This is a genomic window from Cruoricaptor ignavus (assembly GCF_900141665.1).
Classification (GTDB): Bacteria; Bacteroidota; Bacteroidia; order Flavobacteriales; family Weeksellaceae; genus Cruoricaptor; species Cruoricaptor ignavus.
In genome coordinates, this window is the sequence record NZ_FQYI01000005.1 from 131247 (window position 1) to 155350 (window position 24104).

The 24104-nt window shown below is 45.7% G+C and carries 15 protein-coding genes and 1 tRNA gene; 9 read left to right on the top strand and 7 right to left on the bottom strand.

The annotated features are described in order from the left end of the window. Positions 1-8: 8 nt before the first annotated feature. The 4 genes from atpG (at position 9) to prmC (ending at position 3548) form a co-directional block, all read left to right on the top strand. Entirely contained in the window at positions 9-872 is an 864-nt protein-coding gene (gene atpG, locus BUB43_RS06630) for an ATP synthase F1 subunit gamma (RefSeq protein ID WP_073179477.1), read from the top strand. Between the two features lie 99 nt (positions 873-971). After that, entirely contained in the window at positions 972-2330 is a 1359-nt protein-coding gene (locus tag BUB43_RS06635; protein ID WP_073179479.1) for a hemolysin family protein, read from the top strand. Between the two features lie 6 nt (positions 2331-2336). Further along, positions 2337-2636 carry an ATP-dependent Clp protease adaptor ClpS gene (locus tag BUB43_RS06640; RefSeq protein ID WP_073179481.1) on the top strand — a complete coding sequence of 100 codons (300 nt, stop codon included), beginning with the start codon at positions 2337-2339 and terminating at the stop codon, positions 2634-2636. 54 nt (positions 2637-2690) lie between these two features. Beyond that, positions 2691-3548, top strand: a complete 858-nt coding sequence (gene prmC, locus BUB43_RS06645; protein ID WP_073179482.1) for a peptide chain release factor N(5)-glutamine methyltransferase — start codon at positions 2691-2693, stop codon at positions 3546-3548. An 8-nt stretch (positions 3549-3556) separates the two neighbouring features. On the opposite strand, the gene BUB43_RS06650 is transcribed toward prmC, so the two are convergent. The 5 genes from BUB43_RS06650 to BUB43_RS06670 form a co-directional block, all read right to left on the bottom strand. Continuing rightward, the gene (locus tag BUB43_RS06650; protein ID WP_073179484.1) at positions 3557-4210 is read right to left on the bottom strand and encodes a rhomboid family intramembrane serine protease; all 654 of its coding nucleotides are present in this window, start codon (positions 4208-4210) and stop codon (positions 3557-3559) included. A 3-nt stretch (positions 4211-4213) separates the two neighbouring features. Further along, complete coding sequence (locus BUB43_RS06655) at positions 4214-6814, bottom strand: DNA gyrase/topoisomerase IV subunit A (protein WP_073179485.1); 2601 nt, start codon at positions 6812-6814, stop codon at positions 4214-4216. Between the two features lie 49 nt (positions 6815-6863). Continuing rightward, positions 6864-8759 carry a DNA topoisomerase IV subunit B gene (locus BUB43_RS06660; RefSeq protein ID WP_073179487.1) on the bottom strand — a complete coding sequence of 632 codons (1896 nt, stop codon included), beginning with the start codon at positions 8757-8759 and terminating at the stop codon, positions 6864-6866. A 141-nt stretch (positions 8760-8900) separates the two neighbouring features. After that, positions 8901-9992, bottom strand: a complete 1092-nt coding sequence (ychF, locus tag BUB43_RS06665) for a redox-regulated ATPase YchF (protein WP_073179488.1) — start codon at positions 9990-9992, stop codon at positions 8901-8903. 100 nt (positions 9993-10092) lie between these two features. After that, positions 10093-11685 carry a glycoside hydrolase family 10-like protein gene (locus BUB43_RS06670; RefSeq protein ID WP_073179490.1) on the bottom strand — a complete coding sequence of 531 codons (1593 nt, stop codon included), beginning with the start codon at positions 11683-11685 and terminating at the stop codon, positions 10093-10095. A 53-nt stretch (positions 11686-11738) separates the two neighbouring features. Here BUB43_RS06670 and lipB point away from each other — a divergent pair, with 53 nt between their 5' ends. Beyond that, positions 11739-12461: a lipoyl(octanoyl) transferase LipB gene (gene lipB, locus BUB43_RS06675; protein WP_073179492.1), complete on the top strand. Its 723-nt coding sequence runs from the start codon at positions 11739-11741 to the stop codon at positions 12459-12461. A gap of 62 nt (positions 12462-12523) precedes the next feature. Further along, entirely contained in the window at positions 12524-13879 is a 1356-nt protein-coding gene (locus BUB43_RS06680; protein ID WP_073179493.1) for a dihydrolipoamide acetyltransferase family protein, read from the top strand. A gap of 40 nt (positions 13880-13919) precedes the next feature. On the opposite strand, the gene typA is transcribed toward BUB43_RS06680, so the two are convergent. Together typA and BUB43_RS06690 are read right to left on the bottom strand one after the other, a co-directional pair. Next, positions 13920-15722: a translational GTPase TypA gene (gene typA / locus BUB43_RS06685; RefSeq protein WP_073179495.1), complete on the bottom strand. Its 1803-nt coding sequence runs from the start codon at positions 15720-15722 to the stop codon at positions 13920-13922. 87 nt (positions 15723-15809) lie between these two features. Beyond that, on the bottom strand, positions 15810-16331 hold the full coding sequence (locus BUB43_RS06690) for a hypothetical protein (protein ID WP_073179497.1): 522 nt from the start codon (positions 16329-16331) through the stop codon (positions 15810-15812). 164 nt (positions 16332-16495) lie between these two features. Here BUB43_RS06690 and BUB43_RS06695 point away from each other — a divergent pair. From BUB43_RS06695 to tamL, 3 genes are all read left to right on the top strand, one after another. After that, positions 16496-16568 (top strand) — tRNA-Met (locus tag BUB43_RS06695). Positions 16569-16747: 179 nt separating this feature from the next. Further along, on the top strand, positions 16748-21772 hold the full coding sequence (locus BUB43_RS06700; protein WP_317615160.1) for a translocation/assembly module TamB domain-containing protein: 5025 nt from the start codon (positions 16748-16750) through the stop codon (positions 21770-21772). Continuing rightward, complete coding sequence (gene tamL, locus BUB43_RS06705; RefSeq protein WP_073179499.1) at positions 21759-24089, top strand: translocation and assembly module lipoprotein TamL; 2331 nt, start codon at positions 21759-21761, stop codon at positions 24087-24089. Before BUB43_RS06700 ends, tamL begins: the two co-directional genes overlap by 14 nt. Positions 24090-24104 lie beyond the last annotated feature (15 nt).

The window sequence follows — 24104 nt, forward strand, 5'->3', positions numbered from 1 at the left end:
AAGAGTAAATGGCTAATTTAAAGGAAATCCGCGGCAGAATTGCTTCCATAGCTTCTACAATGCAGATTACGAGTGCCATGAAGATGGTATCTGCAGCAAAACTGAAGAAAGCGCAGGATGCAGTGACGATGCTTCGGCCTTATTCAGAGAAACTACAGGAATTGATAGAGAGAGCAAGCGCTTCTCTTCCCGAAGAAAACACGCCTGTTTATGCAAGACAGCGCGATGTTCAGAAGGTACTGTATATTGCTATCACCTCCAATCGTGGACTGGCAGGCGTCTTCAACTCTGCGGTGGTGAAGGAACTTAACCAGAATCTTAATAAAGTAGGAGGAGACGCTGCTGATATCATCACCATTGGAAAAAAAGTTTATGATGCCGTGCGGAGAAGCAGAGGGGTACCTCAAAACGCGAGTGACCTTTACGATAATCTGTCCTTTTCAAAGGTTTCGAAACTGACTTCCTCAGTGATGCGTGATTTTAGAGAGGGTAAGTATGATGAAGTTTACCTGGTTTATAACAAATTTATCAACGCTGCGACGCAAGAGGTAGTTACAGAGCAGCTTCTGCCAATCCGTATGCCAGAAAAAACGGATGAAAATTCTGAATCAGATTATATTTTCGAGCCAGACCGCGATGAATTACTTGAAACACTGATACCTAAGTCTATAAAAACTCAGGTTTTTAGGGCCGTACTGGATTCGCTTGCTTCCGAACACGGTGCGCGGATGACCGCTATGCACAAGGCTACGGATAACGCCAAGGCATTACGCAGCGAACTGGTAATTTATTATAACAAGGCGCGCCAGGCTGCGATTACTAATGAAATTCTCGAGATTGTTTCCGGCGCGGAAGCACTAAAAAATTCCTAAGATATTATTTGCTGAATAAAAGCTGCTAATAGAGCAGCTTTTTTTGTGAGTAGGAAGATTAGAAATTATCTTATCTTTGCCCAATATTCCAAATCTTAAATGGATTCCGATTTATTTAAAATCCTGATTGCCATCTTTTTAGTTTGCCTGAACGGGTTTTTCGTTGCTGCAGAATTTTCCATCGTAAAAGTGCGCTATTCGCAAATTCAGCTAAAGGCTGATGAAGGCGATGCGGTGGCAAAAAGAGCAATAGAAATCATAAAAAATCTTGACTCGTACCTTTCTGCAACCCAATTGGGGATTACCCTTGCTTCCCTCGCGCTCGGCTGGGTGGGAGAGAGCGCCCTCCACCATATTATTGAAGGAATTTTTGCAAACTTTGGTGTTGAAACCGATGGAGCAACGATCACCACCATTTCTGTAGTCCTTAGTTTCCTGATTATCACGGTAATGCATATTGTATTTGGAGAACTGGTACCAAAATCCATAGCCATACGCAAGGCAGAAAATACGGTAATGCTTATTTCTACGCCTTTGATGCTTTTCTATAATATTTTCCGTCCGTTTATCTGGTCTATGAACGGAATTTCCAATGCCTTCCTTAGGCTTATTAAAATAGATCCGGCAAGCGAACAGGATATACACTCCACAGAAGAATTACAACTTTTGGTAAAGCAAAGTGCGGATTCAGGACAAATTGAAGAAGAAAATTACGAAATCATTAAAAATGCATTTGATTTCACAGACCATACCGCTAAGCAAATTATGGTACCGAGACAGAATATCATTTCCATCGATATTGAAGATACTGTTGAGGCAATAATGGAGGTGATGATGGAAAGCGGCTATTCACGCATACCTGTGTATGAGGATTCTATCGATAATGTGATAGGCGTTCTTTATACAAAAGAAATAATTCGGGAATTCATAAAATGCAAGGGAAAATTATCCCATGAGGATTTACGGGCCTTAATGCGGGAGGCTTTTTTTGTGGTTGGCAGTAAAAAAATCTCAGATTTGCTTAAAGTTTTCCAGCAGAAAAAGCAGCACCTTGCTATTGTGATAGATGAATTTGGCGGTACGGAAGGCCTCATCACTCTCGAAGATATCCTGGAGGAATTGGTGGGAGAAATTCAGGACGAGGAAGACGAGGAAGACAGCATAGTGAGCAAAATGGGAGAAAATGTTTACTGGGTGCAGTCAACAGGAAATCTGGAAGAGATCAATGACCAGCTGCCGAAGGCATTCCCGCTTTCTGAAGAGGGAGATTATCAGACGCTCTCCGGATTCATTATGCATGAGCTCGCTGATTTGCCGGAAGAAAATCAAGAGTTCTCTCTGCAAAATTACGATTTTAAAATTCTGAAAATGAATAACAAAAGCGTAGAACTTGTGGAGCTTATTTACAAACCAGTTACAGAATTAGAAGAAGGCTCAGAAGGTTTCATCAAGCTTTAAAAATTAATGAAAATTTTAGAAAAATATAACGAAAGTCCGTCCCGTGAATATGAAGAAGATATTCTCGTGGAAGAGATCCTTACTGACTCTCATAGACTAGTGCTCCATAATGATGATTTTAATACTTTCGATTTCGTGATCGAATGCCTCATCGAAATTTGCGGCCATACAGAAGAGCAAGCACAACAGTGCACTTTGCTTGTACATTTTAAAGGCAAATGTACAGTAAAAACTGGTCCAACCGATATACTTATTCCTATGCATGAAAAACTGATTTCTCGGGGGCTTACTTCGGAAATAGTTTAATCCTTTGCTCAGATTCACTCTATTTAACATAATATAAATTATAGGAATTTTTAATTGACCGTTTCCCAAATCAAAACTCTTTTTCGCGACGAAATTTCCGAGATCTATTCGGATACAGAAATTTCTTTTCTGTTTAAAATTTTTGCGGAAAAGTTTTTGGCGATGGATCTTACGGAAATTCGGAATGAAAATTTTGTTCCTGATGATGAGCTTCTGAAAATTTTTCTGGATAAAACTCAGCAACTAAAATCCGGCAAACCTTATCAGCAGATTCTCGGCGAAACGGAATTTTTTGGTTTGAATTTTTTCGTCAATGAAAATGTCCTGATTCCACGGCCTGAAACCGAAGAATTAATGGAAATTGCTATTCAAAGAATTCGGACAGTTCGCCAAAATTCGCGAGATTTAAAAATATTGGATATTGGCACAGGCAGCGGAATTATTCCCATCATCCTGAAAAAGAATTTCCCGGAAGCTGAAGTTTTCAGCGTTGATATTTCTGCAAAAGCCCTGGAAATTGCGCAGAAAAATGCCGACTTTCATCAAGCTGAAATTCATTTCATCCACGATGATTTTCTCACGATGAATTTCAGCGAAAAATTCAGCCAAAAGTTTGGCATCATTATTTCAAATCCGCCGTACATCGGTCAAAATGAATGGTCGGAAATTTCAGAATCCGTAAAAAATTTCGAACCAAATATCGCGCTGTTTTCACCTGTTTCAGATGCGCTCATTTTCTATAGAAAAATCGCTGATTTTGCCTGTAAATATTTGATTTCCAATGGTCTAGTCTTGTTAGAAATCAATCAGAAGTTCGGTAATGAAACCTTGGCATTATTTCAAAATTTCCGTAGGAAAGAATTGCTGAAGGACCTTTCAGGAAATCACAGATTTATCATCGCCCAAAAGTGAATTCCCCTTTATTTTCGGCGCTTCACGAAAATCATATAGGCGATGTAAAACAGCGGTAAGGCCATTACCAAAAGCTGCAGGATGTTCTGCATTGCAAGTTTTGGCGCCAATATGATTGCGCACAAAAGTCCGACCGCTGCGCCGCCTAAGTGCGCTGAATGCCCGATATTGTCGTACTGCCGTGGATTCAGCATCATATACGCTGAGTACGCGAAATACAGCAGCCCGAAAATGTAGCCTGGCACAGGAATCGGGATGAACATAATGTAGATGCCGATGTGCGGATAAAGCGCAATGCTGGCGAAGAGAATGCCCGAAACGCCGCCGCTTGCACCGATTGCCGAATAATGGCCCTGGTCCTTGTACACCAAAAGTGAGAAGAGATTTCCCGCCAAAACGGAACCGAAATATATGAGCAAAAATGTGATGCTGCCGAAAACTTCCAATACGATGGGCGCAAAGAAATACAGCGTTAACATATTGAAAATCAGGTGCATCCAATCGGCATGAAGGAATCCGGATGAAATCAGGCGGATGAAATCGCCGCGATTTACTGCGCCCACATTGAACATATATTTCTCGAAAAGTGCGCGGTTCTGAAAGCCAATGAATGAAATGATTGCAGTCACAGCAATTACCACAGTTATCGGTGAAATTTCCATAATTTATTCGTCAAAAAGATTACCAATCACACCTTCCTCCGGCATTGCACCACTGCCCTTTTCATCATGGTCGATGAAGGAAATGTGGTCCTCAGCCTGCTCCACCTCGTCAAAACCCGGATGTTCTTCTGGTTCAGGAATTGTGACATTAATATTTTTTACCTTAAATTTCGTGAGCTGATTTCCGATGGCTTTAATGCCTTTCACGGCGATAAAGCTGTCAATTTCAACAGTTTCCGCGTCACGCTGCTTGCCGTTTTCCTTGGCGAAAACCAGTTCTGCCGTGGCAGCGTTTCTCGTGATAATCTGCTCGATGAAGGACTTCGGATGTTCGGAAGGCATCACGGTCTGAACATTCGGCGTGGCATCCAGCAAGAAGCGTTTGATGTAATAAAGCTGCTTTTCCCCGTCGAAATAAATTACGGAAATCGGTTGCTCGGGTTGCCATTTTTCCAGCACAAGATACTCGTCGTCAAACCGGTTAGCAAGGTCAAAAGAGACCAGTTTTGCTTCGCCTTTGTTATTGATCGTCAGGATTTTATCATCGCCTTTGAAGCTGCCCAGGAAAGTTCCGCGAGCATCCACATTCAGCCTTCGTACCGCATCATCGAACCAGATTTTCCGCGGCGCCAAAGTTGAAACGCCCTCTTCCTTCAGGTCGATTTTTTTCACGGCATATTTCGTCACGAGATTTCCGCGGGAATTTCTGCCTTTTATTCCCAGTTCCGAAAAATCCACTTCGATTTTATTTTTCCTAATTCTCGAGTTATTTTTCAGTAGAACCGTTACGGTTTCTGCCTCTCCGTTAGCATTTGCTGAAAAATACAGCACCTCGGATGATTTTTTATCAGAAGCCAAGGCATACTCAGTATTTCTGGTAACAGCGGTTACCGGAAAGCGTTTCATATAGTACGGCCCATCTTTTCCTTCGCGGTAGATCATATTGTAAACCGTTCTGGCATCGCCCTTCTTCCAGATGCCGACATGCAGAATATCCTTACCGATAAAGGTTTTCTGCTCCACTTTTACCACCTTCATTGTGCCGTCTTTCCGGAAGGTAATGATGTCATCAATGTCCGAACATTCGAAGAGGAACTCATCCCTGCGAAGCGAAGTTCCGACGAAGCCTTCCTGTCTGTTCACATAGAAACGAACATTGGCTACGGCAACTTTCGAAGCATCAATGGTATCGAAAATGCGTAATTCTGTACGCCGTTCTTTGTCTTTTCCGTATTTTTTCTTGATATTTTGGAAATAATCAATAGCAAATTGAATTAAATTTTCGAGATGATATTTCACCTGCTCAATCTTCCCTTCCAGCGAAAGAATATTCTCCTTGAATTTATCCAAATCAAAGCGAGAAATCCGCTTGATTCGTATTTCCGTCAAGCGCACGATATCATCCTGTGTCACTTCGCGAAGCAAGTGAGAAATGTGTGGTTTAAGGCCTTCTTCAATGGTGGAAAGCACTTCTTCCCAGGTCGTAACTTCCTCAATATCACGGTAGATACGGTTTTCGATGAAGATTCTTTCCAGCGATGCGAAGTGCCAGCTTTCCTGCAATTCGTGCAGCTCTATTTCCAGTTCACGCTTCAGAAGGGCAACCGTGTTATCTGCGTTAATTTTCAAAATTTCCGAAACGGAAAGGAAGGCAGGCTTATCATCGATGATTACACAGGCATTCGGCGAAATAGAAACCTGGCAATCCGTGAAGGCATACAGCGCATCAATCGTCTTATCCGGCGAAGTATCGCTATAGAGGTGTATCAGGATTTCAACTTTGTCCGAAGTATTGTCCTCAATTTTTTTAATCTTAATTTTTCCGCGCTCTGTCGCTTTTACGATACTGTCAATTAATTCGCCTGTATTTTTCGAATATGGTAATTCAGAAATTACCAGCGTATTTTTATCAAGCTGCGTAATTTTCGCACGCGCTCTCAGCTTCCCGCCTCTTTCACCATCATTATATTCCGAGACATCCAGCAAACCGCCAGTCAGAAAATCCGGGAAAATCTGAAACTTTTTTCCTTTCAAATAATTGACCGTGGCATCAATCAGTTCATTGAAATTATGCGGAAGGATTTTCGTGGAAAGCCCTACACCAATGCCTTCAGCACCCTGCGCCAAAAGCAGCGGAAACTTCACCGGAAGGTCGATGGGCTCGTTGTTTCTGCCGTCGTAAGACCTCACCCATTTTGTAGTTTTCGGGTTGAAAACCACCTCCATCGCAAAAGGCGTGAGCCTTGCCTCGATGTATCGTGACGCAGCCGCAGAATCACCTGTGTAAATGTTCCCCCAGTTTCCCTGGGTATCGATGAGCAGCTCCTTCTGCCCCATCTGAACCATCGCATCCGTGATGGAAGAATCGCCGTGCGGATGGTACTTCATCGTGTTGCCCACTATGTTGGCAACCTTGTTGTAGCGGCCGTCTTCCAGCTCTCGCATAGAATGCATTATGCGGCGCTGCACCGGCTTGAAACCATCATAAACAGACGGAATTGCCCTGTCCAGAATTACATACGAAGCGTAATCCAGAAACCAGTCCTTGTAAAGTCCGGAAACTTTTTTCAGCTGTTCACCGCCTGTATTTTCTTCCTCCGCCATTTGTATTTTCGCAAATATTTTGCTAAATTTTTATCAATTTAATAATCTGCTACAATGGATTTTCCACGAATTCTTTCTTATCGATATCCATATCTTCCACCACCAGATTTTCCAGGATAAACTGCTGTCTGTCCGGCGTATTTTTACCCATATAAAATTCCAGTAACTGGTTGATTGTCTGTTCTTTACCAATCACCACAGGTTCCAGCCGAATATCTTTCCCAATGAAGTGTTTAAACTCATCCGGCGAAATTTCGCCTAAACCTTTAAATCTTGTAATTTCCGGATTTTTCCCCAGCTCGTTCAGCGCGCGGATTCTCTCTTCATCCGTGTAGCAATACCTTGTTTCCTTCTTGTTCCGCACCCTGAACAGCGGTGTTTGTAGAATATACAGGTGTCCGTTTTTAATTAAATCCGGGAAAAACTGCAGGAAAAAAGTGATGAGCAGCAAGCGGATGTGCATCCCATCCACATCAGCATCCGTAGCGATGATGACCTGATTGTAGCGCAAATCTTCCAGCGAATCTTCGATGTTCAGCGCAGCCTGCAGCAGATTGAATTCTTCGTTTTCGTATACTATTCTTTTTGTTAAACCAAACGAATTTAGCGGCTTCCCACGAAGCGAAAACACAGCCTGCGTCTCCACATCCCGCGATTTCGTAATGGAGCCAGAAGCTGAATCACCTTCCGTGATGAAAATCTGCGATTCCGATTTCCGCGGCGCTTTCTGATCGCTGTAATGCTGACGGCAATCCCGCAATTTTTTGTTGTGCAACGACACTTTTTTCGCACGCTCTCTCGCCAGTTTTTGTATGCCGGAAAGTTCCTTGCGCTCTCTCTCGGAAATCAGGATTTTCTTCTGAATAGCCTCCGCAGTTTCAGGATTTTGGTGCAGGAAATTGTCCAGTTTGCTCTTTAAGAAATTGGTCGTGAAGGTTTTAATGGTTTCCAGCTCATTCCCAGCCTTGTCCTGCCCCATCGTTGTAGAGCCCAGTTTCGTTTTCGTCTGAGATTCAAAAACCGGGTTGCCCACATTGATGTAAACCGCACCAATAATGGCTTTGCGGATGTCCGCCGCTTCAAAATTCTTGTTGTAAAATTCCCGGATGGTTTTCACGAAGGCTTCCTTGAATGCGCTCAGATGCGTTCCGCCTTGCGAAGTATATTGCCCATTTACAAAGGAAAAATAGGTTTCCGACTGAGATTTGTCAGAATGTGTCACGGCAATTTCCATATCCTCATCCTTGATGTGGATGATTGGGTAAACGATTTCACCGTCGAGTTCTTCCTCCAGCAAATCCTTCAGGCCGTTCTGAGATTCAAAGACCTGGCCGTTGTAATAAATCTTCAACCCGAGATTCAGGTACGCATAATTCCGCAGCATCCGCTCCACATATTCGTTGCGGAATTTGTAATTGATGAAGATGGAATTATCTGGGATGAAGGTAATTTCCGTGCCGTTTTTTTCGGTTGTATCTTCCTCATTATGAGCCTCTTGCAGAATTCCCTCGCGAAATTCTGCGCGGCGCATTTTCCCATCTCTCACGGATTTTACCTGAAAATAGGTGGAAAGGAAATTCACCGCCTTCGTTCCCACGCCATTCAGCCCGATGGATTTCTTGAAAGCGCCTTCATCGTATTTTCCGCCGGTATTCATTTTGGAAACCACATCCACGATTTTCCCAAGCGGAATTCCGCGGCCATAATCCCGTACCACCACTTTCCCGTCAGATATTTTTACATCGATGCGCTTACCGAATTTCATCCGGAATTCATCGATGGAATTATCCAGCACTTCCTTCACCAGGATGTAGATGCCGTCATCACTCGCAGAACCGTCGCCCAATTTCCCGATATACATCCCGGGACGCAAACGCACATGCTCGCGCGGCTCAAGCGTTTTAATATTATCTTCGCTGTAGTTTGCAGCAGTATTTTCAATCATCAATCAGGTTGAGAAAATCCGTAATTCTGCAAAAATAAGGTTTAAAATTTTAGATTCAAAGCGGGAAAGCCGCTAAAAATTTTAGCAAAAAGTTTTTTCTATTTTGAAGGAACGAATTTCAAACAAGCCCTAAATTGGTTTTTACACATTAAACCGGAAATGCATTATATCGCCGTCCTGCACTATGTATTCCTTTCCTTCCACACCCATTTTGCCGGCCTCCTTCACCTTCGCTTCCGAACCGTAATTCACGAAATCATCAAACTTGATAACTTCCGCACGGATGAATCCTTTCTCAAAATCCGTGTGGATTACGCCTGCAGCCTGCGGTGCTGTCCAGCCTTTGCCAATCGTCCAGGCCCTCACCTCCTTTACACCTGCCGTGAAATAAGTCTGCAGCTGCAGCAAATCGTATGCGCTTCGTATCAGCCGGTTTACGCCAGGCTCATCCAGCCCAAGCTCCTCCAGGAACATCTGCCTTTCATCGTAGGTTTCTAGTTCATTAATATCCGCCTCAATTTGCGCCGCCAAAACCACAACTTCCGCGCCTTCCTGCGCTGCCATTTCCTGCACCTTTTCCACCCATTCGTTGCCGTTTTTTATTGATGCTTCGTCCACATTGCACACATACAGTATCGGCTTGTTCGTGAGCAGATGCACCTCATCCAAAATTGGTTTGGTAAGGTCATTGGTTTCAAATTCCCGAGCGTTTCTGCCGTCTTCCACGAATTTTTGTAGCGCCTGCAATGTTTCATAGGTCAGGATGTCTTCCTTCTTTCCGGATTTTATGAATTTCTTGGCTTTCTCCGCAGCCTTCGTCAGCGTTTCCAGGTCTTTCAGCTGAAGCTCGGTATCGATGATTTCCTTGTCACGAATGGGATTTACCGAGCCCTCCACATGAACGATATTTCCATTGTCGAAGCATCTCAAAACATGGATAATCGCATCGCATTCCCTGATGTTCGCCAGAAACTGATTGCCCAGCCCTTCGCCTTTCGAGGCGCCTTTCACAAGGCCAGCGATGTCCACAATTTCTACAACTGCCGGCACTACCCTTTCCGGTTTTACCAGGTCTTCCAGCACATTCAGCCTTTTATCCGGAACGGAAACTGTTCCCAGATTTGGTTCAATGGTACAAAACGGATAGTTCGCACTTTGTGCTTTCGCATTGCTTAGGCAGTTAAACAGCGTTGATTTCCCTACATTAGGCAAGCCTACAATTCCGCACTTCATTATTTATAGTTCAAGTTTTAGGTTCAAAGTTTAAGGTATGGCCTCAGATATTGAAATTTTCGAGCATACCTATTCCTTTAAATTTTCAAAGTTTTAATAATTAATTTTTCAACTGCACGGCAGCATTTTCCGTTTCGTTGCCAAGCCTGTCCACAGCAGTTATCGCCACTATTTCCAGCGGTTTTCCGTTTTTCACGGCAGGCAGTGTTTTGCTTGAAATTTGCCTGTCCGTAATTTCGTAAGTCCAGGTGCCGCCGTACTTTGTGTAAAGCACCCAGCTGTAAATTTTACCCGAATCCTTTGAATTCCACTTCGCCTGAAAATCCGCGCCGTTTTTGCTGACATTAAGATTGGGCTTGGCTAATTTTTCCGACTTTATCCAATGGCTTACCGGCACCAGGGCTCTTTCTTTGTAAAGGTCCTTCACGGCAGAAAGCATCGCAGCATCCTTAATTACGCCATCCACATTATAATGGATTTCGCCGGCGTTATTCTGCAAAAGCGCACGGGTCGTGCGGATTTGCCCTGCAATTTCAGAAGGCTTATCCACGCCGCGAATTCCCACCGTGTTCAATCCTGGCCAAAGGTGAATGTTGCGGTAGTTTTCATCGTTCCACCATTTTAAAAGCGCGGAATAGCTTTGCGGCCCTCCTTCCTTCCAGTAAAGCTGCGGCGCAAAATAATCGCACCAGCCTTCGTTCAGCCAAAGTTTAGCATCGGCAAAAAGTTCATCGTACTGAGAAGAGCCCTTGATTCCTGCAGGATAGCCAGGCTTCCAGATTCCAAACGGCGAAATCCCGAATTTTACATAAGGTTTTTCCGCCTTGATTTCATCGTGAATTCTTTTGATGAAACCGTTCACATTCCCTCTCCTCCAATCCGCTCTGGACAATTTTCCGCCGCCGTTTCGGTAGGCATTCCAGGTACGGTTGTCCGGGAAATCCGCACCGCCATTGTATTCTTTGTAGGGGTAGAAATAATCGTCGATGTGTATCGCATCCAAATCATAGCGCTTCACTAAATCTCGGATGACCGCCGCAGAATGATCCTGCACCTTTTGGTCCGATGGATCCATCCAGTACATCCCGTTTTTCAGGCGGTAGATGGATTCTGGCATCCTGTTCACCATACTTCCGGAAGTTACCCTTCCTCCGGCAGAATGGTGCGCCCTGTAAGGGTTTACCCAGGCGTGAAGCTCCATTCCGCGCTTATGCGCTTCCTCGATCCAGAATTCCAGCGGGTCGTACATTGGTGATGGCGCTTTGCCGATTTCCCCTGTCAGGAAATAAGACCAAGGCTCCAGATTAGTTTTGAAAAATGCATCTGCAGAAGGCCTCACCTGGAAAACCACCGCGTTGAAATTCGCATCCTTCAGCGCATCCAGAATTTGTATCGCTTCCCTTTTCTGCGCCTCGGTATTGAAATTTCCTTTCGAAGGCCAGTTGATATTGGCAACCGTGGCCACCCACGCTGCACGGAATTCCCGATTAACAGGCGGCAAAGCCACTGCCACAGGTTTTGGCGCCTCTTCCTTTGCGGATTTTTTCGGCTGCTGATTGGTTGTGTTTTTCGTGCCCTGTTCGGTTTTCGGTTTCTCCTGTTTCTGCGGCGGTGCAGGCTTCTGCGTTGCACAAGATGCCGCGAAAATTCCGGCAAGTACCGCGCGGAAAATTTGGGATTTAAAACTTCTCATTCGGCAAAAATAATGAAGTTTTTAGCATTCCTTATTTTTGTTTAAATTTTATGATGAAAATTCAGCAGAACAAGCGTATCCGGTTTGAAGATTTAGGGCTGATGAACTACGATGAAGCCTTTGCCCATCAGGAAAAACTGATGCAGCACATCATTGCGCAAAAAATTGCCAACCGTGAAAATCCCGGTAATTTCCAACCTACGGAAAACCACCTGCTTTTTGTAGAGCACCCACACACCTACACCTTGGGAAAGAGCGGCCACGAAGAAAATATGCTTGCCAATCCGGAAAAATTGCGCGAGATAAACGCCGTTTACACCAAGACGAACCGTGGCGGCGATATTACCTACCACGGTTTTGGGCAAATCGTGGGCTACCCTATTTTGGATTTGGAAAATTTCCGGACGGATATCCACCTTTACATGCGAAATCTTGAAGAAGTCATCATCCGGAGCATCGCAGAATTCGGCCTGAAAGGTGAGAGAAGTTCCGGTGAAACGGGTGTTTGGCTGGATGTTGGGAAGCCCTTTGCACGGAAGATTTGTGCGATGGGTGTGAAGGCTTCACGATGGGTCACGATGCATGGTTTTGCGCTGAATGTAAATACGGACATGCGCTATTTTGAGTACATCGTTCCGTGTGGAATCAGGGATAAACAGGTGACTTCGCTTCAGCGTGAACTGGAGCGCGAACTTTCACCGGAAGAAGTGCAGAGGGTGAAAAATTTAATCGTAGAAAATTTCGCGGAAGTGTTTGAATGTGTAATAGATGATTGATAGGCCGGCTTCTTACTTAATTATCAATTATATCCTATCTTTGTAAAAATCAAAACAAATTTATGGCTGAATATAAACTGCTGCTGCCTTCGATGGGCGAAGGCGTGATGGAAGCTACCATTATTTCATGGCTTTTTAATGAGGGCGATTCTGTGAATGAGGATGATTCCGTAGTGGAAATCGCTACCGATAAAGTGGATAGCGATGTGCCTACGCCGGTTTCCGGAAAAATCGTGAAAATCCTGAAACAGAAGGATGAGGTGGCGAAAGTTGGCGAGGCAATCGCCATTCTGGAAATTGCCGGCGAAGGCTCTGCAGATGTGCAGGAACAGCAGCAGGAACCGAAGTCCGCGGAAGAAGTGCGTACCGATATTCCGCAGATTTCTCAGGAAGAAATCAGCGAATTGGAAAAGCCGCTGAAAGATGCCGAGCAAGTTTCCGCACAGAATCCATTTGCCCAAATTTCCGGCGAGAGATACCTTTCTCCTTTGGTAAAATCCATCGTGCAGGAAGAAAATATTTCCGAAGCGGAACTGCAGACCATCAAAGGTTCCGGGCTGGAAGGCAGAATCACGAAGGAAGATATTTTGAACTTCCTTGAAAACCGCGGGAAATCTCAGCCGCAAACTGAGCCGCAGCAACCGCAAACCGCACAGCCTGCCGCTGCTAAGCCTGTGGAAATACCTGCCGCAACAATCCCAACCTACGATGGCGACGAAATCATCCAGATGGACAGGGTGCGGAAGATCATCGCCGATGCTATGGTGAATTCCAAGCGCACATCGCCTCATGTAACATCCTTCATCGAAACGGATGTAACGAATGTGGTGAAATGGCGCAATAAAAATAAGGCACCGTTTGAAAAGCGCGAAGGTGGAAAGCTCACCTTTATGCCTATTTTCGTGAAGGCTGTGGTAAAGGCCATTCAGGATTATCCGATGATCAATGTATCTGTGGACGGCGATAAAATCATCAAGCGGAAAAACATCAACATCGGTATGGCAACGGCTCTGCCGGACGGCAACCTGATTGTGCCAGTCATCAAAAATGCCGATCAGCTTTCGCTTTCAGGGCTGGCAAAAGCCATCAACGATTTGGCGGAAAGAGCGCGCAGCAAAAAGCTGAAGCCGGAAGATACGCAGGGTGCCACCTACACGATTTCCAATGTGGGAACCTTCGGGAACCTGATGGGCACGCCTATTATTCCGCAGCCACAGGTTGCGATATTGGCAATTGGCGCCATCGTGAAAAAGCCTGCCGTGGTAGAGACGCCGGACGGCGATATGATAGGCATCCGCCATCTGATGTTTATGTCGCACTCTTACGATCATCGCGTAGTGGACGGCTCTTTGGGCGGGATGTTCCTGAAGAAAGTTCACGATTACCTGGAGGCCTGGGATCAGAATTTGGATATTTAAAAATGGTCTCTTAAAATCGTTTAAAAGACCATTTTATTTCTTAAGATTTCGCACTGCGCTCCACCCTCTTTCTCTCCTCTTCGGAAAGGATTTTCTTTCGCATTCTGATGAAATTCGGCGTTACTTCTATCGCTTCATCCGCCTGGATATATTCCATACATTCCTCCAGGGAAAACTCCACTTTTGGCGCTATGCTGCCGTCCTTGTCCTTCCCTGCAGCTCGCATATTATTCAGCTGCTTGCCTTCCACAATGTTCACCACCAGATCGCCGGGCTTATTCTGCTCGCCAACAATCATTCCTGCGTAAACTTCCTCGCCAGGATCTACGAAAAAGCGGCCTCTGTCCTGAAGTTTTTCAATGGAATAGGCGGTAGATTGTCCCTGATTTTTTGCAACCAAAACGCCGTTGTTTCTCCCCGGAATATTGCCCTTGAAAGGCTTGTACTCAGAGAAGCGGTGCGCCATAATGGCTTCGCCGGCTGTTGCTGTGAGCATTTGTGAGCGCAGCCCGATTAATCCGCGGGACGGAATTTCAAACTCCATATGCTGCATTTCGCCCTTGGTTTCCATTATGAGCAAATCGCCTTTGCGCTGCGTGGCAAGGTCGATAACGCGGGATGCAAATTCTTCCGGCACATCTACCACCATCATTTCGTACGGTTCCATTTTCTCACCGTCAATTTCGCGCAAGATTACTTGTGGTTGCCCTATTGTCATCTCGTAGCCTTCCCTCCTCATCGTCTCGATAAGCACGGAAAGGTGCAGAATTCCTCTGCCGAAAACCAAGAAGGTATTAGCATCATCGGTTGGTTGAACTCTCAGTGCCAGGTTTTTCTCCAGCTCTTTCTCCAGCCTGTCTTTTAAATGATTGGAAGTCACATACTTACCATCTTTCCCAAAGAAAGGCGAATTATTGATGGAAAAAGTCATATTAAGCGTAGGCTCGTCGATTTCAGTTCTTGGTAAGGGCTCTGGATTTTCCAGATCGACAAAGGAATCGCCAATTTGGAACGCATCGAAGCCTACAACTGCGCAAATGTCTCCTGCCTGAACTTCCTGCACTTTTTTCTTGCCAAGGCCTTCAAATTCATAAAGCTCCTTCACCTTGCCCTTCACGGTTTTCTCTTCCTGTGCAAGGCCAATCCACTCCCCTTCTTTTAGCGAGCCTCTTGTAATTTTGCCGATGGCAATTCTCCCTAAAAACGATGAATAATCCAACGAAGTAATCTGCATTTGCAGGCTGCCTTCTTCCACTTTTGGCGCGGGAACATATTGCAGAATGCCGTCAAGAAGCGGCGTGATATCGTTTGCAGGCTCCAGGCTTGTATTGAACCAGCCCTGCTTTGATGAGCCGTAGAAAGTCGGGAAATCCAGCTGTTCTTCCGTGGCATCCAGGTTGAAGAAAAGGTCAAAAACCTGGTCGTGCACTTCTTCCGGCCTGCAGTTCGGCTTATCCACTTTGTTGATGACTACTATTGGTTTCAGGCCAAGCTGGAGGGCCTTGTGCAGCACGAATCTTGTTTGCGGCATCGGCCCTTCGAAGGCATCCACCAGCAGAATTACGCCGTCTGCCATTTTCAGAACGCGCTCTACTTCTCCGCCGAAATCGGCGTGGCCAGGTGTATCAATCACATTGATTTTCACACCTTTATATGTTACCGCAATATTTTTTGAAAGAATGGTAATGCCGCGCTCACGCTCCAAATCGTTATTATCCATAATGAGCTCCCCGCTTTCCTGATTTTCGCGAAAAACACTCGTAGCGTGAATTATCTTATCCACCAATGTTGTTTTCCCGTGGTCCACATGGGCAATGATGGCGATGTTCCTGATGTTCTGCATAAAAATTTTTTAACGGCGCAAAAGTAATTAAAAATAAAAATTCCCGGGCAATCCGCCGGGAATTTCATCCTAATTTTTGTAGGTGGTTTATCTTGCAGAGTACCACTCATCATAGGTTTCTCTAGCATCATCGGCATTCTTCGGCCTGTAGCCAAGGTAAATACCGCCATCTTTGATGTCGCTTTCGTAGCGCTTCGCTTCCTCTTCCGGAACGCCCATACCCGTAAGCGCGCCGATAAGGCCACCAGCGGCAGCACCTGTACCTGCACCTGCAAGACCTGCTGCAAGGGGTCCCGCTACGATGAGGCCTACACCCGGAAGAAGTACATTAGTGCCGATAGCTGCAATCGCACCTACCAAGGCGCCGATAGAGCCACCAATAAGGGAGCCTTTGCCCGCATTCTCCGCTACTTTATCACCAAGTTGCGAGTCTATATCAGAATTTGTATAATATTTATCCCTGGTAGCATCGGACATCATTACATTCACCTCATCCTCTGTGTATCCTTTTTGTCTCAGGCGGTCATAAGCAGCATCCGCTTCTTCTCTTGTGTTAAATACTCGGGATACATAATCTTCTCTGTATTCCGGTCTGTAATCTGTAGCCATAATTTATATCTTTAATTTGATTAAACTTCTAAAAAAGATGCAATAGTGGTGCCGAGATTCCCCTTGCGTAGCATTTTAACTTTTTTTAACAATTCTTTTTTGTAATGAATTTTTTTAAAAAAATTGGATATTTAAAAATAAGTTGTATCTTTGCAGTTCAAAACCGCGGGGTAGAGCAGTAGGTAGCTCGTCGGGCTCATAACCCGGAGGTCGCACGTTCGAGTCGTGTCCCCGCTACAAAGTGGAAAAATCAGTTGTTGGAAAGCCGGTAACTGATTTTTTTTATTTTTTAGGAAATTCATCCATTCCTAACCTAATCATCCCGATGCAACTTTAGAAAACTTTTCTCCAAATTTTTAAAGGATACAATCCGAATTTTTTGCCGGGCTTCCAAAATCTTCCCTGAATTTCTATCTTTGCGGAAATTCACAGTTTTGAAGGCACGCCTTTTAAAGATACTTCGCGTTTTGGCCATCATCCTGCTCAGCGTTCTGGCGCTGGTCTTCATCCTGATTGGTGCGGTGCAGATGCCTGGCGTTCAGAATGCGCTTAAAAATAAACTCGTTAATTACCTAGAAGAAAAGGTAAAAACGAATGTTGAGCTGGAAAGGCTAGCCATAAAATTCCCCAACAGCCTGGTGATGGAAAACCTGTACCTGCAGGGCCAGGATGTGGATACGCTGCTATTCGCCAAAAAATTCGATGTAGGGCTGGATATTCCTGCGCTGCTGCGGAACGAAGCGAAGCTGACTTCCATTGATCTGGAAAAAATCCGTGCCAATGTTGTGCGCCGAGAAGATGGTAGTTTCAACTTCGATTATTTCGTGGATGCCTTTACCAACAAGGAAGAGAAAAGCTCCGAAAGCAAGCCGTTCATTCTCTCGCTCGACAAAATTAAGCTGCAGGATATAGGCGTAAGTTTCCGCGATGAACAGGCGAGAAACGATATGAATGTGCGCTTCCGCTACTTCGATACAAGGGTGAAGAAGTTCGACATTGACCAGAATACCTATGCGATCGGCGATATTGTGATGGATGGGCTGAAATTTCGGCTGAAGCAGGATTTGCTGGAAGAAGTGGCGGAAAAAGCCGATGAAAAGGTGGATTCCCTTCGTGAGAAAAAACCGATGAGGCTGGATTTGGCCGGGATAAAGTTCACGAATTTCGATATTGATTTTCAGGATGAAAATTCACGGATGAATTCCAAAATCTTGTTCAGAGAGCTGAATACGAAGGTTAAGAAAATCGATATTGAGCGCAACGATTATGAAATTCCGCACCTTTTGCTTTCCGGTGCCAATATCGATTTGAACCTCTACACACCGCCAACCAACGGAAGCGCCGACCCTGAAGCGAAAAACGACCGCGGTAACCCGATGACCTTAGTTTTAGGCAAAGGAAAGCTGCAAGATGTGAAGCTGCGCTACAACAATACGGCTGTTGGAAGGCAGGCAGGTTTAGACCCTAATCATTTGGATGTCAGCAAGTTAAACCTGGAATTATGGAATTTCAAAATGAACGAAGGTCAGTTTGCAGGCACGATAAATTCTGCGGAAATTCAGGAAAAAAGCGGGTTGAACATTCAAAAGCTGCATACTGATTTTCTGTATGCCGAAAAGCAGGCGTACCTAAAATCTCTGCTGCTGCAAACGCCGAAAACCTTGCTGCGCGATGAAATTATCTTGGATTACAATTCCATCCAGGAACTCAGCCAAAACCCTGGAAATGTGAAGGTTGCGGCGAACATCCGCAATTCAAAAATTGCATTTTCGGATATTTTGAATCTGGTGCCAAGTTTGCAGAAAACCGCGCCGTTCAACACCTACCCAAATGCTGTGATGAATCTGGATACCGGGATTTTCGGCAGGCTGGATGATTTGCAGATTAACCGTTTTAGATTGACAGGGATTGACAAAACCGTGGTGCTGGCTTCCGGAAAAATCCAGAATGCGGTGAGCAACCCGGACAACCTGTTTTTCGACCTGAACATCCGAGAGCTTTCGAGCGAGGGGAAAACGATTTACAAGCTGGTTCCGAAGGGCACGATTCCGCAGAACATCAGTCTTCCGGCGGCGTTTACAATTCGCGGAACGGCGAAAGGTTTTGCCAATAACCTGGCGGCAAATCTCAGCCTGAATTCTACCGCTGGAAATGCGAAGATAAATGCACGGGCAGATTTACGCAGAAAAGGTGCGGAACTTTACGATGTAGCCGCAGAGCTTGACAGGCTGAACATCGGGAAAATCATCCAAAACAATCAGCTGGGATTGGTGAGCGGAAAAGTGATTGCAAAAGGCCAAAACTTTGATGTGATGAAAGGTACGGCGCAAATTTCCGGCAATCTTTCAGCGTTTGATTTCAACGGCTACCGTTATCAAAATGTTCGGCTGGATGGGAAACTGAACCACGGCAATTACCGCCTGAACCTGGATTCAAAAGATGCGAATGCCAACCTGAAACTTGTGGCAAGCGGAATGCTGCGCGACAATAATCCTACGATAAAAATGCAGGGCGACCTGAAAAATGTGGACCTTTACAAACTTGGTTTTTACAAGGAAGCCCTGGCGCTAAAAGGCTCACTTTCAGCGGATTTCACGAACATTAACCCTGATTTTCTGAATGGTGGCCTGCTCATTGATCAGCTGCAGATTACGGATAAAAACGGCGTGTATCCTTTGCAAGAAATTCGTTTGACGGCGGTTTCCAACAATGAAAAAAACAGCCTGCAACTCACTTCGCAAATTGCCGATGTGGATCTGGAAGGAAGGTATAAACTCACGGAAATTGGCGATGCACTGATGCAGACCGTGAATGAATATTACCAGATTTCTGCGCCGAAGAAGAAGATTTCGCCGGGACAATATTTCGATTTCTCGGCAAAAATCAAGGATGATGATTTAATCCGGAAATTCGTGCCAGAGCTTAAATCCTTTGAAACCATTGCGCTGGACGGAAATTTTGCAGCAGACAGGAAATCATTAGCGATCAATGCTAAAATTCCACAGTTGCAGTACGGCGAAAACCATATTGAAAATGCGGCACTCAGCGTTCGCAACGAAGGCCCTGCCCTACTCTACAGCCTGAATGCCGAGGAACTGCATAACGAAAATTTGGCGCTGAACAAGGTGAGCATCGATGGTGATGTGCAGGAAAATACCATCACCTACAATCTTGCGGCGAAGGACGAGAAAGATGAAACGAGATTTTTGGCGGCTGGAAACCTCAGAAGTTTAGGCGAAATCACGGAAGTTTCGCTGGACGGAAATTTAGTGCTAAATTACTCAAAATGGCAGGTAGCTGACGGCAACAAAATCAGCATCGGGAAAAAGGGCATCATTGCAGACCAATTTGTCTTAACGAAAAACGACAGCAGAATTGTCTTACAATCTGAAAATCAAAGTTTTACGAGCCCGCTGAATGTGGAAATCGTGAACTTTAAAATTGACGACATTGCGGAACTTCTTCGCAAAGATGAACTTCCGGCTTCCGGAACAATCAACGGAACGGCGCAGATTCGTGATTTGATGGGTAAAAACCTGAACCTGAATGCAGACCTGAACATCACAGACTTGGCGGCGTACGAAAATCCGGTGGGCAATGTACAGGCGAAAATTTCGAACAGCAGCGCTGAAATGCTGAATGCAGACATACGGCTGACTGGCTACGACAACGATGTTTCCATCACAGGTACATACAACACGGCGGCTGCGCAATTCAATCTGCTGATGGATATGAAGGCGCTGCAAATGAAGAGTCTGCAGGGCTTCACGCAGAACCAAATCAAAAATGCGGAAGGCTACCTTTCCGGAAGGCTGGATATTACGGGCAGCACTGAAAAGCCGAGCATTTTGGGCAGCATTAAATTCAATGATGTTGGGATGGAAATTGCGCAAACCGGCAGTAATCTTCGCAACCTGAACGATGAGCTAAGATTTACAAATACCGGCATTAATTTTAACCGATTCAGAATTAATGATAAAGATGGTAACGCGCTGGTTATCAATGGTGATGTACTGACTCCGGATTACAAAAGTTTTGCCTTTGATCTGAAAGTCCGTGCGGATGAATTCCGTGCGGTAGATTCTGAAAAGGATAATGACAAAATGATGTACGGCCTGCTCATCATTAATGCAGATTTGACGATAGGCGGCAATCTGGATTTGCCAAAAGTGGACGGTAAGCTGAGCATCACCGATAAAACAGACTATACCTTCGTGCTGCCGCAGAGCAGCCCGGAACTGCAGGATAGAGAAGGCATCGTGGAATTTATCCCAAAAGAGCTTTGGGCAGCTACCGATACTGGGCAAAGTGAAGATCCGGCGGAGAAGGAAAGCAGGCTGCGCGGGCTGGATGTAAATGTAAATATCGAAATAAAAAGAGAGGCAAAAATATCCCTACTTATTGACAAGGCGAACGGCGATTTCGTGAAACTGCAGGGACAGGGCGACCTCACCGCGGGCGTGGATCCATCCGGAAAAACCACGCTGGTGGGAACTTACGATGTGGAAGAAGGCGCCTACGAGATGTCCGTAAGCCTCATCCGGAGGAAATTTGATATTCAAAAAGGGTCTACCATCATCTGGACGGGCGATCCTATGCTCGCGCAACTGGACATCACGGCCATCTACAGAACGGAGGCGCCTCCGTATGATCTGGTGGAGCAGCAAATTTCCGGAATGTCCCGAAGTGAGATGAACCAGTATAAACAAAGAATACCATTCAACACCGAACTGAAGCTCACTGGGGAGCTGATGGAGCCTGTCATAAAATTTGACATCACGATGGATGAGGAGAATAACAGCGTTTCCTCCTCTGTGGTGGATAATACCAAGGCAAGGCTGGAAGAACTCCGCACGGATGAATCGGAGATGAACAAGCAGGTTTTTGCCCTTCTCCTTCTGAACAGATTTATCGGTGAAAATCCTTTCGACAGTGAGTCGGGAATGTCCGCCGAGATGATGGCAAGGCAGTCTGTAAGTAAAATCCTCAGCCAGCAGCTGAACAATCTCGCGGGCGACCTGATTCAAGGTGTAGATTTAAACTTCGACCTGGAATCTTCTGAAGACTACTCCACGGGTGAAAAAAATACCCGTACAGACCTGAATGTTGGGGTAAGCAAGCGACTGCTGAACGACAGGCTGAAAGTAACGGTGGGAAGCAACTTTGCGCTGGAAGGACAGGCACGGCAAAACGAGCAGACTACGAACATCGCCGGGGATGTTTCGCTCGATTATCAGCTCTCCCGCGACGGACGATATATGCTGCGCGCTTTCCGCAAAAACGAATATCAGGTGGCACTGCAGGGGCAGATCGTAGAGACTGGCCTGAGTTTCATCATTACTCTGGATTATAATGAGTTCAAGGATATATTTCAAAAATCAAAGAAAAACAGAGAAAACCGGGAACTAAGCCGGGAAATCCATTTCGATGAAAGTAAATAACAAGACATATATATTTCAGGTTGCAGGTGCTGCAGCAATTCTATCCGCTGCCACCGCGTGCGGACCCCAAACTTACCTGAAAGAAGGCGAAACACTCTACACTGGCGCGAAGGTGGAAATAATAAATGACACGATGAGCAAGCGCCAGAAGAATAAACTTCGGGACGGAATTCAGGAAAAACTCCGCCCGAAACCGAATTCCTCCTTTCTGGGGATGCACCCAAGGCTTTCCATTTACGGAATGGTATCCGAGCCGAAGAAGGATAAAGGCTTTAAATACTGGCTGAAGTACCGCCTTGGGGAAGTGCCCATCACTATGGGCGATGTGGATAGGGATTTCAACCGGGATATAGCGAGGAATTATTCCGAAAACAAAGGCTACTTCAACGCGAGGGCAAAGTATGACACCGAGGAGAAAAACCGAATGGCGAAGGTCACTTATGAAGTGAAGCCAGGCGTTCAGTACCTCATCAACGAAGTAACCTATCAGCAGGATTCCAGCCTGGTTTCTACCGAAATAAAAAAGATGGAAAACACAAGCCTGCTGAAAAAGGGCGATGCATTTGATCTGGATGTGGTAAAGGCGGAGCGCAACCGCATTGACGGACATATGAAAGAAAACGGTTTCTACTATTTCCATCCTGACAATCTCGTGATACAGGCAGACAGTACCGTGACCGGCAGGCCGCGGGTGGATATGAACCTGAAACTGAAAGAAAATACGCCGGAAATCTCCAAGCAACAGTTTACCATTGATAAAGTAATCGTCTTTGCGGACTACAGCCTGCAGGGGCGCACCAGGAATAACCTTAGTGTACCGATGACTACGGACTCCACGCAGTTTTACAAAAAATTTTACATCGTAGATCCGGATCATAAATTTAAGCCAAAAATCTTTGAACGAGCCCTGATGGTGGAACCTGGCGAGATTTATAACCGCGCCGATCATAACCTGAGTCTCAACCGGCTCATCAGCCTGGGGACATTCCAGTTCGTGAAAAACCAGTTTGTAGTTTCGGATTCAGCTAACAGTAAGTTCGATGCCTACTACTTGCTTACCCCGCGCGCTTTCCAGTCGCTGCGCGTAGAGGCTACCGGGAAGACCAACTCCGCAAGCTATGTGGGAAGCGAGATAAATGTGAACTGGACTCACAGAAATGCTTTCCGCGGTGCCGAGCTCCTGAAAGCCGCCGTGTATGGCGCATTCGATGTGCAGGTTGGAGGCAAACGGGACAGGGAGGCCAACAATATCTATCGTGTCGGTGGCAATGTTTCTCTGGCGGTGCCGCGCCTTCTGGTGCCGTTCCGCGTGAAGAGCAGCAGCGCCTATGTGCCAAAAACCTTCACCAGTATCGGCTATGAATTTCAGAACCGCACGCAGCTTTACACACTTCATAACTTCAGCGGAAGTTTCGGCTACCTCTGGAAGGAAAATGCCAGAAAAGAACACGAGCTGAAGCTGCTGGATGTAACCGTGGTGGCACCGCAGAAAGTAACGCCAAAATTCGATTCCATAGCGGCGGGCAATCCTTATATGCGGCGCGTGGTGGAGCGGCAGCTCATCTACGGACCGACTTACAGCTACACCTACACCAACACGATGCTGCCGAAGAAAACCACTATCTATTACAAAGGTATGGCAGACCTGGCGGGGAATTTATCCGGTTTAATTTCTGGTGCCAATGCTGAGGAAGGAAAGCAGAAAAAAATATTCGGTACACCGTTCAGCCAGTATGCCAAGATGGAGCACGATGTACGGCTATACCACCGCGTGGGGGAGAAAAGCCAGATCGCCGCCAGGTTGGATGCGGGCATCGCCTATCCGTACGGCAACTCAGAGTTCATCCCTTTTTCAAGGCAGTTCTTCGTGGGGGGCAGCAACAGCATACGAGCTTTTCGTGCCAGAACTTTAGGCCCGGGCAGCTACGATCCGAATATTTTGCAGTCAAGTTTCTATGCAGACCAGGCTGGGGACATAAAACTAGAGGCCAACCTTGAATACCGCGCAAATCTCTACAAATTCCTGAATGCGGCCATCTTTGCAGATGCGGGGAATATCTGGCTTGTGAATGAAGATGTTAATAGGCCCGGGGCAAAATTCAGCAAAGATTGGGCAAAGGAAATCGCAGTGGGAGCAGGTTTCGGTCTCCGCTTGGATTTTAATATCCTCGTTCTGCGGCTCGATCTCGCCATGCCGCTGCGCGTGCCCTACTATCCTGATGGGGAGCGCTGGGCTTTCAGCAGAATTGATTTCGGTAACTCCGACTGGAGAAAGGATAATCTGATACTCAATATTGCAATTGGATATCCATTTTAGCGAAAATTAATTTCC

Coding starts and splice junctions, on each gene's coding strand:
- BUB43_RS06660 (WP_073179487.1), bottom strand. CDS start 8,759: ATGATTGAAAATACTGCTGCAAACTACAGCGAAGATAATATTAAAACG.
- BUB43_RS06655 (WP_073179485.1), bottom strand. CDS start 6,814: ATGGCGGAGGAAGAAAATACAGGCGGTGAACAGCTGAAAAAAGTTTCC.
- BUB43_RS06650 (WP_073179484.1), bottom strand. CDS start 4,210: ATGGAAATTTCACCGATAACTGTGGTAATTGCTGTGACTGCAATCATT.
- atpG (WP_073179477.1), top strand. CDS start 9: ATGGCTAATTTAAAGGAAATCCGCGGCAGAATTGCTTCCATAGCTTCT.
- BUB43_RS06680 (WP_073179493.1), top strand. CDS start 12,524: ATGGCTGAATATAAACTGCTGCTGCCTTCGATGGGCGAAGGCGTGATG.
- tamL (WP_073179499.1), top strand. CDS start 21,759: ATGAAAGTAAATAACAAGACATATATATTTCAGGTTGCAGGTGCTGCA.
- BUB43_RS06670 (WP_073179490.1), bottom strand. CDS start 11,685: ATGAGAAGTTTTAAATCCCAAATTTTCCGCGCGGTACTTGCCGGAATT.
- ychF (WP_073179488.1), bottom strand. CDS start 9,992: ATGAAGTGCGGAATTGTAGGCTTGCCTAATGTAGGGAAATCAACGCTG.
- lipB (WP_073179492.1), top strand. CDS start 11,739: ATGAAAATTCAGCAGAACAAGCGTATCCGGTTTGAAGATTTAGGGCTG.
- typA (WP_073179495.1), bottom strand. CDS start 15,722: ATGCAGAACATCAGGAACATCGCCATCATTGCCCATGTGGACCACGGG.
- BUB43_RS06640 (WP_073179481.1), top strand. CDS start 2,337: ATGAAAATTTTAGAAAAATATAACGAAAGTCCGTCCCGTGAATATGAA.
- BUB43_RS06635 (WP_073179479.1), top strand. CDS start 972: ATGGATTCCGATTTATTTAAAATCCTGATTGCCATCTTTTTAGTTTGC.
- BUB43_RS06690 (WP_073179497.1), bottom strand. CDS start 16,331: ATGGCTACAGATTACAGACCGGAATACAGAGAAGATTATGTATCCCGA.